Origin of the sequence: Agrobacterium tumefaciens, assembly GCF_017726655.1 — a bacterium.
In the GTDB taxonomy this organism is placed as follows: Bacteria; Pseudomonadota; Alphaproteobacteria; order Rhizobiales; family Rhizobiaceae; genus Agrobacterium; species Agrobacterium tumefaciens_B.
The window spans coordinates 273,644-287,473 of sequence record NZ_CP072308.1; the positions used below are offsets into that span (position 1 = coordinate 273,644).

Annotated in this window: 20 protein-coding genes; 7 read left to right on the plus strand and 13 right to left on the minus strand. The window is 58.7% G+C overall.

Annotation, left to right across the window (positions count from 1 at the left end; all coding sequences use genetic code 11):
- Positions 1 to 69 precede the first annotated feature (69 nt).
- The 5 genes from sufC to sufA all read left to right on the plus strand — a co-directional run bounded on the left by sufC (position 70) and on the right by sufA (position 4,386).
- Positions 70 to 825: a Fe-S cluster assembly ATPase SufC gene (gene sufC / locus AT6N2_RS01360; RefSeq protein ID WP_003522658.1), complete on the plus strand. Its 756-nt coding sequence runs from the start codon at positions 70 to 72 to the stop codon at positions 823 to 825.
- Between the two features lie 23 nt (positions 826 to 848).
- Entirely contained in the window at positions 849 to 2,120 is a 1,272-nt protein-coding gene (sufD, locus tag AT6N2_RS01365; protein ID WP_209087825.1) for a Fe-S cluster assembly protein SufD, read from the plus strand.
- Positions 2,121 to 2,229: 109 nt separating this feature from the next.
- Positions 2,230 to 3,471, plus strand: a complete 1,242-nt coding sequence (locus AT6N2_RS01370) for a cysteine desulfurase (RefSeq protein WP_063948754.1) — start codon at positions 2,230 to 2,232, stop codon at positions 3,469 to 3,471.
- A gap of 36 nt (positions 3,472 to 3,507) precedes the next feature.
- Positions 3,508 to 3,891, plus strand: coding sequence for an SUF system Fe-S cluster assembly protein (locus tag AT6N2_RS01375; RefSeq protein ID WP_004442386.1), 384 nt, complete (start codon positions 3,508 to 3,510; stop codon positions 3,889 to 3,891).
- A 105-nt stretch (positions 3,892 to 3,996) separates the two neighbouring features.
- Positions 3,997 to 4,386 carry a Fe-S cluster assembly scaffold SufA gene (sufA, locus tag AT6N2_RS01380; protein ID WP_004442383.1) on the plus strand — a complete coding sequence of 130 codons (390 nt, stop codon included), beginning with the start codon at positions 3,997 to 3,999 and terminating at the stop codon, positions 4,384 to 4,386.
- Between the two features lie 51 nt (positions 4,387 to 4,437).
- On the opposite strand, the gene AT6N2_RS01385 is transcribed toward sufA, so the two are convergent.
- The 4 genes from AT6N2_RS01385 to AT6N2_RS01400 are packed head-to-tail and all read right to left on the minus strand — an operon-like array spanning position 4,438 to position 7,967.
- Positions 4,438 to 4,716 (minus strand): hypothetical protein, encoded by a 279-nt coding sequence (locus tag AT6N2_RS01385; protein WP_209087827.1) that lies wholly within the window; start codon positions 4,714 to 4,716, stop codon positions 4,438 to 4,440.
- A gap of 28 nt (positions 4,717 to 4,744) precedes the next feature.
- Positions 4,745 to 5,953 carry an ABC transporter permease gene (locus AT6N2_RS01390; protein ID WP_209087829.1) on the minus strand — a complete coding sequence of 403 codons (1,209 nt, stop codon included), beginning with the start codon at positions 5,951 to 5,953 and terminating at the stop codon, positions 4,745 to 4,747.
- Complete coding sequence (locus AT6N2_RS01395; protein ID WP_077224769.1) at positions 5,943 to 6,662, minus strand: ABC transporter ATP-binding protein; 720 nt, start codon at positions 6,660 to 6,662, stop codon at positions 5,943 to 5,945. Before AT6N2_RS01395 ends, AT6N2_RS01390 begins: the two co-directional genes overlap by 11 nt.
- A 15-nt stretch (positions 6,663 to 6,677) precedes the next feature.
- Positions 6,678 to 7,967, minus strand: a complete 1,290-nt coding sequence (locus AT6N2_RS01400; protein ID WP_209087832.1) for an efflux RND transporter periplasmic adaptor subunit — start codon at positions 7,965 to 7,967, stop codon at positions 6,678 to 6,680.
- Between the two features lie 238 nt (positions 7,968 to 8,205).
- Here AT6N2_RS01400 and AT6N2_RS01405 point away from each other — a divergent pair, with 238 nt between their 5' ends.
- Together AT6N2_RS01405 and AT6N2_RS01410 are read left to right on the plus strand one after the other, a co-directional pair.
- Positions 8,206 to 8,361, plus strand: coding sequence for a hypothetical protein (locus AT6N2_RS01405; RefSeq protein WP_077224739.1), 156 nt, complete (start codon positions 8,206 to 8,208; stop codon positions 8,359 to 8,361).
- 31 nt (positions 8,362 to 8,392) lie between these two features.
- On the plus strand, positions 8,393 to 9,184 hold the full coding sequence (locus AT6N2_RS01410; RefSeq protein WP_233282458.1) for a DUF429 domain-containing protein: 792 nt from the start codon (positions 8,393 to 8,395) through the stop codon (positions 9,182 to 9,184).
- A gap of 242 nt (positions 9,185 to 9,426) precedes the next feature.
- Here AT6N2_RS01410 and AT6N2_RS01415 read toward each other — a convergent pair whose 3' ends face one another.
- From AT6N2_RS01415 to AT6N2_RS01450, 9 genes are all read right to left on the minus strand, one after another.
- Positions 9,427 to 10,488 carry a tyrosine-type recombinase/integrase gene (locus tag AT6N2_RS01415; RefSeq protein ID WP_209087834.1) on the minus strand — a complete coding sequence of 354 codons (1,062 nt, stop codon included), beginning with the start codon at positions 10,486 to 10,488 and terminating at the stop codon, positions 9,427 to 9,429.
- Entirely contained in the window at positions 10,460 to 10,729 is a 270-nt protein-coding gene (locus AT6N2_RS01420; RefSeq protein WP_209087836.1) for a helix-turn-helix transcriptional regulator, read from the minus strand. Before AT6N2_RS01420 ends, AT6N2_RS01415 begins: the two co-directional genes overlap by 29 nt.
- A complete protein-coding gene (locus AT6N2_RS01425; protein WP_209087839.1) occupies positions 10,713 to 11,066 on the minus strand; it encodes a hypothetical protein in 354 nt (117 codons plus the stop codon). Before AT6N2_RS01425 ends, AT6N2_RS01420 begins: the two co-directional genes overlap by 17 nt.
- A complete protein-coding gene (locus AT6N2_RS01430; RefSeq protein WP_209089732.1) occupies positions 11,059 to 11,538 on the minus strand; it encodes a hypothetical protein in 480 nt (159 codons plus the stop codon). Before AT6N2_RS01430 ends, AT6N2_RS01425 begins: the two co-directional genes overlap by 8 nt.
- Entirely contained in the window at positions 11,522 to 11,959 is a 438-nt protein-coding gene (locus tag AT6N2_RS01435; protein ID WP_209087842.1) for a hypothetical protein, read from the minus strand. The genes AT6N2_RS01430 and AT6N2_RS01435 overlap by 17 nt, the downstream gene beginning before the upstream one ends.
- Before the next feature lie 2 nt (positions 11,960 to 11,961).
- A complete protein-coding gene (locus AT6N2_RS01440; RefSeq protein ID WP_209087845.1) occupies positions 11,962 to 12,174 on the minus strand; it encodes a hypothetical protein in 213 nt (70 codons plus the stop codon).
- A 32-nt stretch (positions 12,175 to 12,206) separates the two neighbouring features.
- Positions 12,207 to 12,341: a hypothetical protein gene (locus AT6N2_RS24305; protein ID WP_273545422.1), complete on the minus strand. Its 135-nt coding sequence runs from the start codon at positions 12,339 to 12,341 to the stop codon at positions 12,207 to 12,209.
- Complete coding sequence (locus AT6N2_RS01445) at positions 12,338 to 12,691, minus strand: hypothetical protein (RefSeq protein ID WP_209087848.1); 354 nt, start codon at positions 12,689 to 12,691, stop codon at positions 12,338 to 12,340. Before AT6N2_RS01445 ends, AT6N2_RS24305 begins: the two co-directional genes overlap by 4 nt.
- 98 nt (positions 12,692 to 12,789) lie before the next feature.
- A complete protein-coding gene (locus AT6N2_RS01450; protein ID WP_162249029.1) occupies positions 12,790 to 13,488 on the minus strand; it encodes a LexA family transcriptional regulator in 699 nt (232 codons plus the stop codon).
- Positions 13,489 to 13,830 lie beyond the last annotated feature (342 nt).

Consider the following 13,830-nt stretch of genomic DNA (forward strand, 5'->3'; position numbering starts at 1 on the left):
TACACTGAGACCAGAGATATTTGAACGTTTCTCTTCCAGAAAGAGAAAACAAGATCGAGAGAATTGAACATGCTTGAAATCATCGACCTGCACGCAAAGATCGCCGATACCGAAACCGAGATCATCAAGGGTCTCAACCTGAAGGTTGCCGCTGGTGAGGTTGCTGCCATCATGGGGCCGAACGGTTCCGGCAAGTCGACGCTGTCCTACATCCTGTCGGGCCGTGAGGACTATGAAGTCACCTCCGGTGACATTCTTTATAACGGCGAAAGCATTCTGGAACTGGATGCCGCCGAGCGCGCGGCCAAGGGCATTTTCCTTGCCTTCCAGTATCCGGTCGAAATTCCGGGTGTTGCCACCATGCAGTTCCTCAAGGTTGCGATGAATGAGCAGCGCAAGGCGCGCGGCGAGTCCGAGCTGACGACGCCTGATTTCATCCGCCGCGTCAAGGAAGCAGCCGGCGATCTGAAGATCGACATGGAGATGCTGAAGCGTCCGCTCAACGTCGGTTTCTCCGGAGGTGAGAAGAAGCGCGCTGAAATCCTGCAGATGGCGCTCTTGGAGCCGAAGCTCTGCGTTCTCGACGAAACCGATAGCGGTCTCGACATCGACGCGCTGAAGATCGTGGCTGACGGCGTCAACGCGCTGAAGTCGCCGGATCGCGCCACCGTCGTCATCACCCACTATCAGCGCCTGCTCGATTACATCGTGCCTGACAGCGTTCATGTTCTCTACAAGGGCAAGATCATCCGCTCGGGTGACAAGGCTCTGGCGCTGGAACTGGAAAACAACGGTTACGCCGACATCATCGGTGAAGCGGCCTGATTGAAGGCCAGGAGGTGATGTCCATGAACATTCAAGCTACCAACCGGCTGACGCCAGCGGAAACCGCGCTGGTCGATGCCTACACCGCCAAGTTCAGCGAGCTGCCCGGCGATGGTGCCGTGGTTGCCGCCCGCGATGTGCTGTTCGATGATCTCAAAACCGGCGGTCTTCCGACTCGCCGCATTGAGGCCTGGCACTATACCGATCTGAAGAGCCTGCTGCGGACCGTCCCTGAGGATCGCCCCGCGCCTGTGATCGAGAAGGTGACGTCCGTCGTTGCCGGTTCGCCTGTGGCTTATATGCTGCATGGCACGGCCGATATCGGCAGGGTCGATGACGTCAGCGTATCGCGCTTTGCGGATAGCCTTCTCGACGGTTCCGCCGCCGCAGGTCTGGCGGAAGCCAGCAAGGATGACACGATTGGCCGCATCAATGGCAGCTTCGTGCGTGACGGCATCGTGGTCGAGATCCCCGCCGATGCTGAGCTCGATAAGCCGATCGAACTGCAGGCGATCCATGGCGCTGGCCAGGTTCACAGCCGCTTCCCGGTGCGTTTTGGCAAGGGTTCGAAAGCGACCGTCATTGAGCGTCACCTTTCGGTGACGTCTGATGCCGCTCTTGTGTCCTCTGTCAGCGATATCGTCGTCGAGGATGGCGCGGAAGCAACCTGGATTCTTCTGCAACAGCAGGGTGCTGCCGATATTCACCTTGGTCAGCTGCGCATCAAGCTTGGCGCGGAAGCGAAGCTCCGTCTCTTCGTGATCAATGCCGGCGGCAAGCTGGTGCGTCAGGAACTGCGCATCGACGTGGAAGGTGAGGGCACCGATCTCATCGTTCGCGGCGTCAACCTTCTGGGTGGCGAAACCCATACCGACGTGACGATGGTTCTCGGCCACAACGTGCCGAACACGACCTCGACGGAAGTTTTCCGCAATGTGGTGTTCGACCGTGCGAAGGGCATTTTCCAGGGCATGATCCGGGTCGCACCGGATGCCCAGAAGACCGACGCGAAGATGGCGTGCAATACGCTGCTGATGTCTGACGATGGCGAGTTCTCGGCAAAGCCGGAACTGGAAATCTTCGCCGACGACGTTCAGTGCGGCCATGGTGCGACGGTTGCCGATATCAGCGACAACCATCTCTACTACCTGATGGCGCGCGGCGTGCCGCGGGCAAAAGCACGGGCGATGCTCGTCAACGCCTTCGTCGCGGAGATCGTCGAGGAACTGGAAGAAGAAAATCTGGTAGAGGCGCTGGAGACGATCATTTCCGGCTGGCTGGAGCATCACGCTTAGCAACCTCTCCGTCGTCATCCTCGGGATAAGCCCGAGGATGACGTGAAGCAGCGGTAACGACTGCAAAACCCGGAGCTCTCCAGAAGAGCACCATGAAAGGGCCCGAGAAATGGACCAGACCGCAATGGCGGCCCCTTATGACATCGAAGCCGTGCGCAAGGATTTCCCGATCCTGTCGCGCGAGGTCTATGGCAAGCCGCTGGTCTATCTCGACAACGGCGCGTCCGCTCAAAAGCCGCAGGTGGTGATCGACGCCGTTTCGCATGCTTATGCAAATGAGTACGCAAACGTGCATCGCGGCCTGCATTTCCTCTCCAATGCCGCAACCGACGCCTATGAAGCGGCGCGCGAAAAAGTGCGCCGGTTCCTGAACGCCGGTTCGGTGGACGAGATCGTCTTCACCAAATCCTCGACCGAGGCGATCAATACGGTTGCCTATGGCTACGGCATGCCCAAGATCGGCGAGGGCGACGAGATCGTCATCTCGATCATGGAGCACCACTCCAACATCGTGCCGTGGCATTTCATCCGCGAACGGCAGGGCGCCAAGCTCGTTTGGGTGCCCGTCGATGATGACGGCGCGTTTCATATCGAGGCTTTCGAAAAGAGCCTGACGGAACGCACCAAGCTCGTTGCCATCACCCATATGTCGAATGCGCTCGGCACCATCGTTCCGGTCAAGGAAATATGCCGCATCGCGCATGAGCGCGGCATTCCGGTGCTTGTTGATGGCTCGCAGGGCGCGGTTCACATGCCGGTGGATGTGCGCGATATCGATTGCGACTGGTATGTGATGACCGGCCACAAGCTTTATGGTCCCTCGGGCATCGGCGTGCTCTACGGCAAGGCGGACCGGTTGCGCGAGATGCAGCCGTTCCAGGGCGGCGGCGAGATGATCCTCGACGTTACCGAAGACAATGTCACCTATAACGAGCCGCCGCATCGTTTCGAAGCGGGGACGCCGCCCATCGTGCAGGCGATCGGCCTCGGTTACGCGCTCGATTACATGGACAATCTCGGCCGCGCCGCGATTGCAGCACACGAGGCCGATCTTGCCGCTTACGCCGCCGAGCGGCTGCGCGAGATCAATTCGCTGCGCATCATCGGCAACGCGCCTGACAAGGGCGGTATCTTCTCCTTTGAGCTTGAGGGCATTCACGCCCACGATGTCTCGATGGTGATCGACCGGCGCGGCGTTGCCGTGCGGGCCGGCACCCATTGCGCCATGCCGCTCTTGAAACGCTTCGGCGTCACCTCCACATGCCGGGCATCGTTCGGCCTTTACAATACCCGCGCCGAAGTAGACTCTCTTGTCGAGGCGCTGGAATATGCGCGCAAATTTTTCGCCTGATATCGCAGCTTGAAATCAGGATTGAGGTTTAAGACCATGACTGCCGATGCCACTGCAAAGACCCAGGATGCGACCGAAGCTCAGGAAAAGGTATCCACCATTCCGCCGGATGAGCTCGCACGCCTCAGCGACGATGTGATCGCGGCGCTGAAGACCGTTTATGACCCGGAAATTCCGGCTGATATCTTCGAACTCGGTCTCGTTTACAAGATCGATATCGAGGACGACCGGATGGTCAAGATCGTCATGACGCTGACGGCCCCCGGTTGCCCGGTCGCCGGCGAAATGCCGGGCTGGGTGGAAAACGCCGTTGGCGCCGTCGAGGGTGTTTCCGGCGTCACCGTCGAGATGACCTTCGATCCGCCATGGACGCCGGATCGCATGTCGGAAGAAGCGCAGGTCGCTGTAGGCTGGTATTGATTTGATTTTGACTGGTGTCATCCCTTGATGACATCGTCACGCGCACTTAAATTGAATTCCATAAGCATCGAGCCTTGAACTCGATTGTTGAAGGAGAATGGGCCCATGGGCTTTGCAATCATGACCATGACCGGGGCTGCGGCCTCTCGCGTTAAAGCAATCGTCGAAAATTCCGGACCGGACGCCAAGGGCGTGCGCGTCGGCATCAAGAAGGGCGGCTGCGCGGGCATGGAATATACCATCGACCTCGTAACCGAGCCGGATGCGAAGGACGATCTGGTGGAATTCGAAGGCGCGAAAGTCTGGGTTCAGCCTTCCGCAGTCCTTTATCTGCTTGGCACGCAGATGGATTTCGAAGTGACCAAGATGCGCTCCGGTTTCACCTTCAACAATCCGAACCAGACTTCGGCCTGCGGCTGCGGCGAATCGGTCGAGCTGAAGCCTGCTGATCTCGCGGCGCTGGCAAAGCAGCGTGAGGCAGAAGCAAGCGTCTGATTGCTAACGCGATCCCCGCGATAGAGGACAGACCTTTCTTTTTTCCAAGGATCATGACTGCTGTTTTTTGAACGCTTCGATAAAATCCGCCAGCGGATGGATTGATGGCGTTGTTTTCAACAGCGGCTCGAGAGCCGCCGCGATCATTGCGCAATCCTGGTCGGCTAGCGGCCGAAGGCTCGAAGTGACTTTGTTGTAGTCAGGCGTTCCGCGTGCCGCTAAAGAGCGATGGATCACAAACTGCTCTGTCTGCCCGTCCTGTCGTTCCACAAAGAGCGCAAGCGATCCGCCGTCAGCGGCAGCGGCGCTATCGGATACCGATTTGAACATCGAGGTTCTCTCCCGCTACCATTTGTGCTCACTCGTGTCTAAGCGCTTCTATCGGGCTCAAACTCGCCGCCCGCCGTGCCGGAAAATATCCGAATATCACCCCAATAGCCGCTGAAAAAGCAAAGGCGAGGAAGATGATCGACGGGCTGGTGACGAAGGGCACGTTAAGGAAGCTGACGACGGCATAAGCAAGGCCGAGGCCGGTGAGGATGCCGACGATGCCGCCGAAGGCCGAGAGCATCACCGCCTCCACCAGAAACTGCGTGAGCACCTGTTTTTCCAGCGCGCCGATCGCCAGGCGAATGCCGATCTCGCGGGTGCGTTCCGTTACCGAAACCAGCATGATGTTCATGATGCCGATACCGCCCACGAGAAGGCTGACGGCGGCAACCGCGCCGAGAAGTCCGGTGAGAAGCGTCGTCGTGCCGGTCATGGCGGACGCGATCTGCGTCATGTCGTTGACGGTAAAATCGTCCTCACGGCCGATGCCGATGCGGCGGCGCTCGCGCAGCAGGTTTTGCAGGTCGCTCTGCACCTTGGCGGTGGAAACGCCATCCTGCGCCGAGACCATGATCGAGGAAATGGTGGTGGTGCCGCCGATGCGCCGCTGGTGGATTTTCAGCGGCATGATGATGGTGTCGTCCTGATCGTCACCGAGGCCGGACTGGCCTTTTCTGGCGAGAACACCGATGACGGGGCAGGAGATGTTGCTGACACGGATTGTCTGTCCGACAGGGTTCTCCGCCCCGAAGAGCTCCTGTCGCACGGTTTCGCCAATGATGCAGCCGATCTGGCCGCCGCGATCTTCGGCAGGCTGGAAGTCACGGCCGAGCGCGATGGTCCAATCCTGCGCGATCAGATAGTCATTCGTGGTGCCGATGACGCTCGTCTGGTGGTTCTTGCCGCCGAAAATGACGGTTGCTGCAGCGCTGCGGTTTTGCGGCGCGACAGCGCGGATGCCCGAGATTTGGTTGCGGATGGCCTCGACATCGCGGTCATCGAAGCGTTTGGCTTCGGTGCTGGCGCGGCCGGGTCCGAACTGGCCGGGACGCATGAACAGCATGTTGGTGCCGAGCCGTGACAGTTCCGATTTTACCTGCTCTGTCGTGCCATTGCCGATGGTGACCATGGCGATGACAGCGGCCACACCAATGACGACGCCAAGCACGGTAAGGAAGGAGCGCAAAAGGTTGCGGCTGATGGCACGCAGCGCAAGACGCGACGTTTCAAAGAACATCCGATGTCTCCTTTTCATCCGCGGCGCTATCGGAGGCGAGGTGGCCGTCTACAAAACGCAGCAGACGCCCGGCATAAGCGGCGATATCCTCCTCATGCGTCACCATGACGACCGTAATGCCCTTGTCGCGATTGAGCGAGGTTATCAGTTCCATGATTTCGACGCTCGTCTTCGTGTCGAGATTGCCGGTCGGCTCGTCGGCCAGAAGCAGGGCGGGGCGGGTAACGATGGCGCGGGCAATGGCCACACGCTGCTGCTGGCCGCCGGAAAGCTCCTGCGTGGTATGATCTTCGCGGCCTTTGAGCCCCACCTGCGCCAGCGCCTCCATGGCGCGCTCCCGACGCTCCGAGGCCTTCATGCCGCGATAGATCAGCGGCAACTCGACATTTTCGACGGCCGATGTCCGGGAGAGAAGATTGAAGCCCTGAAAGACGAAACCCAGCATGTGCCGGCGCAGCAGCGTCAGGTGCTCATTGTCGAAGCCGCTGGTCGGCACGCCCTGGAAGAGATACTCGCCTGCCGATGGCACATCCAGACAGCCGATGATGTTCATCGAGGTGGATTTGCCGGAGCCTGACGGCCCCATGATGGCAACGAATTCCTTTTCACGAATGGATAAGCTGACGCCATCGAGCGCGCGGATCGTCGCTTCGCCGCGGCCATATTGCTTGACGACGTCACGAAATTCGATGAGCGGCGGCTGTTCCAAACGCATGCCCCTCCCTCAGCCGGCGTTGCGCGCGGTGGCGTCGGTAATCACCTGGTCGTCGGCTTTCAGCTCTCCCGATTTTACGACGGTATGCTGGCCGTCGGTGGAGCCGGTTTCGATGGCGACGGAGACGGGCGCGTTGTTGCGCAACACCCAAACGGTTCTCTTGCCGGTCGCTGCCTGGCCAGTGTCGCGGTTCTGCGAGCGGCCCATGCGCGGCGGGCGGAACAGGCTCATCAACCCGCCGCCGCGGGAGGCGGATTCGCGCGGCGGCGTGTAACGCAGCGCCGAATTGGGCACCAGCAGGGCATCCTTGATGTCCTCCACGACGATATTGGCGGTTGCCGTCATGCCGGGGCGCAGCAGCAGTTCGGCGTTGTCGACCGTCAATATGCCCTTGTAGGTGACGACGTTGGAAACCGTCTCCGAGGCGAAGCGCACCGTCTCTATCTCGGCCGGGAAGCTGCGGTCGGGATAGGCATCGACATTGAACGTGGCCTTTTGGCCTGTATCGACCTTGCCAACATCGGCCTCGTCCACCGAGACCTGTAACTCCATGTGCCGCAGATCGCCGGCGATGGTGAAAAGCACAGGCGCATTTAGCGAGGAGGCGACGGTGGCGCCGGGATCGACACTGCGGGTAAGGATGACGCCATCGATGGGCGAGACGATCTTCGCCTTGCCAAGGTTGACCTCGGCGAGCCGCAGATCCGCTTCCGCCGAGAGCACGCTCGCCTCATTGACGTCAAGCGTTGCGGCCGCCGCATCGTAGGTGAACTGCGCGGCGTCCAGATCCTGCTGGCTCGAGACGCGGTTCTGCACCAGCGATCTCAGGCGCTCCATCGAGGTTTTTGCCGAGTCGAGATCGGCGCGCGCCTTGAGCACACTGGCCTTGGCGGAGGCGAGTTTTGCCCGAGCGCTCTGCACGTCGGCCTCCAGCTTGTTGGTATCCAGCTCCGCCAGAACGTCCCCGGCCTTGACCGGCGTGTTATAGGTGACATTAACCTTGCGCACGGTGCCGGACAGTTCGCTGGATATATCAACCTGATCCGTCGGCTGAACCGAGCCGGTGGAGGTGACGATGACGGAGAGATCGCCACGGCGTGCGGGTTCCGTCGTGTAGGTGTAAGCCACGCTGCCTGCGCGTGATTGGTAATAATAACCAAGACCGCCGCCAATCAGCACAATGGCTGCTGCCAAATAGTGGAACCGACGCGACTTTTTCTTTCGGCCGTTTCTGGTCGTCCCCAAAATCTCGCGCAGATCGGGCTGGGTGTCGCTGCCACTCGTATTGGCGTCATTCATTCTCGTCACTCGCAAAGTTCAAAATACTACAGAGAGTTGCCGTCGCTCTCCGATTTGTCCGTCCGTCTGTCGCCGTTATATTCCTCTGATTGTGGGAAGTGGCATAGCTTGCCCCAAGGGTGAAGTGAAAACTTGGTAATATTTATGATAGTTCTGGTCTGCTAGAGATAGGTATTCGAAAAGCCGATGCCATCTTTTGGGCAGAGGTTTCAGCAGCGACATTCAGGACGATGATGAAATGAACGACAACGTGGTGAAGTTCCGCAAACCGGTGCCGCCGAAAAAACCACGCGAACCGATGGGGCCGAAGGCGAAAAAGGCGCTGACGATCGCGGCGGTCATCGCATTCTTTGTGGCCGCCTGGGGTTATTTCACGTTCGTGGGGCAGGGGTAACGCGTTCGCAACGGAAATCCGGAAGCGGTGTATGACGGCAATATTGGGAATTGACGCCGCATGGACGGCAACCGAGCCAAGCGGCGTCGCCCTGGTCGTCAAGGATGGCTCATGTTGGCGGCTGCGCGCGGTTGCCGCCTCTTACGATCATTTTCTTGCACGACAGGACGATGCAATTGCGCGCACCGACCGTCCTCGTGGTTCGTTTGTACAGGCGACGGCGCTTCTGGATGCTGCCGAAGCGCTCTGCGGTCAGGTCAACCTCGTCGCAATTGATATGCCGCTGTCACATGCCCCGATAACGGCTCGGCGGGTTTCGGACAACAGGGTTTCCTCAGCTTATGGTGCCCGCTACTGCGGCACTCACACGCCGAATGCCCTGAGGCCAGGCAAGATCAGCGACGATCTCAAGCTATCATTCGAGCATGCAGGATATCCGCTATTGACGACGCAGGTCTCTGACCGCGGTCTGCTCGAGGTCTATCCCCACCCCGCACTGGTTGAGCTGACGAAATCCGAGAAGCGGCTGCCGTACAAACATGCGAAAATCGGCAGTTACTGGCGATCAGATACCATTCCCATTCGGCGTATGAAACTGGTCGACGTGTGGCGCTCGATTATCGCGCATCTCGATGCCCGCATCGACGGCGTTGCCGATACTCTCGCCATTCCCCCCATCGGGGCGCGAGCATGGGAAATGAAGGCTTTCGAAGACATGATGGATGCAGTTGTTTGCGCGTGGATCGGCATCTGCGTTCTGGAGGGCGATGCGATCCCTTACGGTGACGAGACGTCCGCGATCTGGATTCCAGCGGCGCGGTGAAGATTTACGCCTTGGAGGGAAGGTGGCGACCCCTGCAGGACTCGAACCTGCGACCTACTGCTTAGAAGCTAGGTTTTTATGTAATGATTGCGAAAAGCTGAGAACAAACTGCTTCTAATATCTGTTACCAAAAATCAATACGTTACAATTCGTTTGCAAACTGCTCTGCGTTCGGCTGACTGTATTTTGAAGATAGCGCGCTTCAACCTGTCGTGGCAATAGCGGAATGAAGAAAGCCCGCATCAAGCGGGCTTCTTATTTGGCGTTGCGCGATAGTCTTCGAGCTTCTTTATCGCCTCCTCGGCGAGGGCGGCCTTGCCGCCAAGGTAGTGCGCATCGAGGATGCCTTCGACGTCTTTGAGGCTGTGGCCGGTGATCGCTGCGATCTGCGCCACTGAGCATCCCGCGATGGCAAGGCGCGTGACGGCCGTGCCGCGTAGGTCGTGGAAGGTTAGGTCAGTGATGCTGGCCTTGGCTTTTGCTTTCGTCCAACTCGTGTTGAACCCGTCAGAGGTCCAAGGGCGCTTGTCGCGCTTGTTGGTGAGGATAGTGGGCGAAATCCTCGGCATGCTGTCCAGCAGCTCGCGCAGCTCGGCGCCAGCCGGTATCTTCACGCGCGCGCCAGTCTTGCCCTGCTTCACCTTGATGTGTGAACCGTCATAGTCGCTCCATGGGGCCTTAAGAATGTCTCCCTTACGCTGACCGGTCCAGAGCGCCATGATGACTGCGGCTTTGATCTCTTCCGACGCTACGGCGAAAAGGCGAGCCAAGGTTTCATCGGTCCAGATGTTTTCGTTGCGATCGACACTGTAAATGCGGCCGCCGCGTTCCGCCTGATTGATCGAGATCCGGCCTCGGTCCTTTGCCACCGATAGTATGCGGGCGAGCACCATCCACGCGAAGTCCGCGCTGCGAGGCTTGTCGGCCATCCCATCGCGCCACTCCTTGAACTTGCCGCGAGCCCGCTTGTCCTGGATAGCGACAAGGCTCATCGTGCCGAACGCATCGCGCACCTTGTCGATGTATCGGCTGTATTCCTTTTGCGATTTAGGAGAAAGGCCAGTGAAGTCCGTCGATGATTTGTATTCGGTAATCAACCGATTCATGTTGTCGGTCTGGTCGACGAAGCGATCCTTTGTGGCTTCGACGAATGCCCGCATGAGCAGCGGATCGCCCGGCTGCAGCGGACGGCCGGCCTTATCCTTCAACAGCGGTCCGCCACGCCAAGCGTAGCAGTATGTGATGGTCTTGCCGCTGGCCAGCCGCTTCTTGACCCTAGCTAGACCCTTGAGCTTTTCGCGCATTCTGCTCGCGCTCCCATCGTTCGAATTCATCCTCGGTATTGTCGTTCGCCGGCAGCAGCCCGCTTATCTCATCGAGTTTAGCGTCAATCGCTCGCTTGTCCCACTTGCGAGTGCCGGCAATAGCTGCCGGCATCTTGTTGGTTGATACCCACAGCGAGAACGTTGACTGCCCAATGCCGAGATAGGCGGCGGCTTCTCTTCTGCCCATGAGGCGAGGGGCGTTGTCATTGGCTGGTGACATTGCCGCTCTCCTGCTGCATGGGTATCTCAGCCTTGCCTTGAAGCTCGCGCACAACCTCGTAGGCGGCACTCGTTCCTTCATCGAAGGTGTTGGGCAACCCTTTATCTGCGAAGCCATGATACCAAGCACCCATCACGAAGATTGCCTCGGCGGCGTCTCCCAGCGCCTTCACCCTTGCCTCCCTCTCGCGCGTCTCGGCTTCGGATAGGAGTTGGCGGAGGCGGGTGATTTCGGCAATCGCGTCTTTCCGCTCTATCTGAATGCGGTTGATTTTCGTCATCGCTGCGCCGGGTTGCTTCTCCCACGCCACGCTCAGCCGTTCCACGATATCACTCATTGGTGCCGCCCTCCTGCTTCGCTGGTGCTGCGGGTGAGCCGGCAGGCGCATGATAGTGGTCCCATACGCAACGTGCGTGTTCCAGCGCGTCGGCCATCTCAGCATCGCCAATCGATGGCTCGGCCTCCAGAAGCCTAATCAATTCGCCTAAGGCTTCATGCTCTCGCCGCCACCCCGCCACGTCCTGCACCTGTGCGGAGAAGGCGGAAACAGCAGCGCGGAAAATCTTAGGCGCATGCCATTTCGGATCAAAGATGACCGTGTCGGGGCCGGGATAGTTTTTCACGAAGTATGCCGTGAATTGCTCAAGGGCTTCCGGTGTGTCCTTCACCGCCACGGCTGGCGCGGTACTCACCGGCTCCGCAGCGGACAGGGCGGCTTCGAGGGCGCCTTTGGCTTCGTTGAACGAAAGTTGGGATATCCCATCCAAATACCCCATCAGCTGATAAACCATCTTAGTTGTTATCTGCATGGTGTTCGCCTCCTGTGCTGGCGAGTGCTGTGCGGATACGATCAGCCTGCTGCTTGATATAGGCGCGCTTGTCATCCCAGTTGCGCTCGTTCATGTCGTCAGCGAAGACGCGGATAAGGTGCACCGCAGGAATGGTTTCGACATAGACGCCGACCTGAAGCCGCTTTGTCTCAGATCGGAAATCCTCAATCTGGACTGCTTGGCGCTCAACCTGACCTTTGTACATGTCGCGATTGCGCGCTGTGCGGTCACGGTCTTCGCGCAGTTCCTCGTTCTCTCGCTGCAAGCTTTCGAGGGTGGAGAGAACCATTTCCAAATCAACTGACCAGAAAGCCATATTACTAAGCCGGTTGTCGCCTTGGTCGTAAGCAAGGCCGATTTTAGCGCGAAGTTCTTCCAGCGCCTTCTTGATTGCCTCCACGCTCATCTTCTCCTCCCATTATCATTCGCCGCTACGAGCTCGCGCAGCTTGGAGGCGATGGCACGGTTGCGGCCGTCCTTCTTGCGCTCGTGCCATTTGGCGACTGCGACGAGAACGGCCGTCGGTGCGGTTCCGGATGAAAGGTTGGCTACGACTTCAAGACCGTCGCCGTCATATGGGGCAGGGGTGTATGTCGTGTCGCGTCTTCTCGACATTTGTGTCTCCTCGGGTGTGGTGGTGGTTGGTGTCAGTAAGCCCAGATCAGCACTGCGGTGATGAAGAGCGACAAAGCCAGAAAACCGGCTATGTCCTTCAACAGGTCGGCGTGCTCTTCGGTGATGATCTGCTGGACGTTCGGCGTCTCGACGGCAGCCGCACTCATTCGCCGGCCTCCAGCGCCTCAACGCGGCCGACGCGAACGAACACCTCGAAGGTGCCGCCGTGCTCTTTGTGCAAGCGTGCCGCTTCGACCAGTGCGGAATCATAGGAGGGATGTTCAAAGGGCCACATGCAGGGACGAATGCGCCCAGTGCTGTCGCCACGGCGAAATACGAAGTGGCCACCGCCGACTTCCTCGCCGTTGCGCGGCTTCTTGGGGAAGCGGCGCATGTATTCGTATTTCGTCTTGGGCTTGCCGTGCTTCTTGGCCTTGTGATCCGGGCGGAGCATTGGCTCAACGCTGGACGCTGCTACGTGGATATCGTCAAACTCTTCGGGACGTGGTCTGTACATTGGAAATCTCCTCTTGTGGTGGCCAGCTTGGTTTGCTGGTTGCAAGAGGAGATATAGAACGATACCGGTGCGTCGTCAACCGTTAAAACGGTAAACCGTTATTTCTGTGCATAGTCGATTTTGTGGATCGAGACGACGTCGTCGCGCGGGTATTTGATTTCCATCGGGGGATTGAACTGGCATACGACCAGAAAGCTCGGCTCCCACCGCACAAACTCTTTGATGAAGCCGCGAGGAACGCCGTCCTCTTCGTTCGGTGCCAGCTGCACGATAACGTCATCGCCGCGCGCGATTGGCTTTGGCGGATTGGTCCATACCGTCTCGCCTGGCTTGTAACGCGGATACATGCTCTCGCCGTCTACATAAGATGCATATGCCTCGGCGACGCCCGCCAGGTGAGGCGGCCTCCATTCCCAGCCCATGATCTGCCCGTTGAACTCAAACTCACCGTCCGACCCTCCCTTCGACCTGCCCAGAACAGGCACGTCACGCTCCCCGGACGGCGGTTTAGGAGCGGCAATAATACTACCGGTATTGATGACAGGGGCAGTAGCTTGGCGCAATGCGGGGATCATGCGCTCGGTCTTTTCCGACTCGGTCGTTGCCTCAGCCATAAGGTCGAGAAACTCCGATTCGCGCAGACCAAGAGACCCGGCGAGCTTCTGCCAGTTGCGCATCATAGATATCTTGCCCTTCTCCCAATCGGAGACGGTTGTCTGTTGCGCACCAAAAAGGTTGCCGAACGCCTTCTGCGTTAAGCCCATTTCCTTGCGCTTAGACCTTATGATGTCGCTCAACTTTGCCATGCGCACCGGTATAACGGAAAAATATCGAAAAATAAAACCGGTTTAGAGTTGACACTAAACCGGTAAAACGGTAGAACCAAAATCAACAGCGGCCACACAAGAAGCCGACAGGGCAAAAGACCCCAAGACGAACCTGCAGCATGAAAGGGAATGCGCATGTTTAAGGATTGCGAAAGAAGACGATCGACGACCCAAGCGCTGATCGGCATGAGCGCCATGACGGCGAGAAGAAGATGGGAGCATGAAGCTCCCGGCCACAGAAGAAGATGGCGGCCGGTGACCGGGCCGCCGTAAACGCCAGCGACCAACTGGCGATAACAAAACCAATAATGC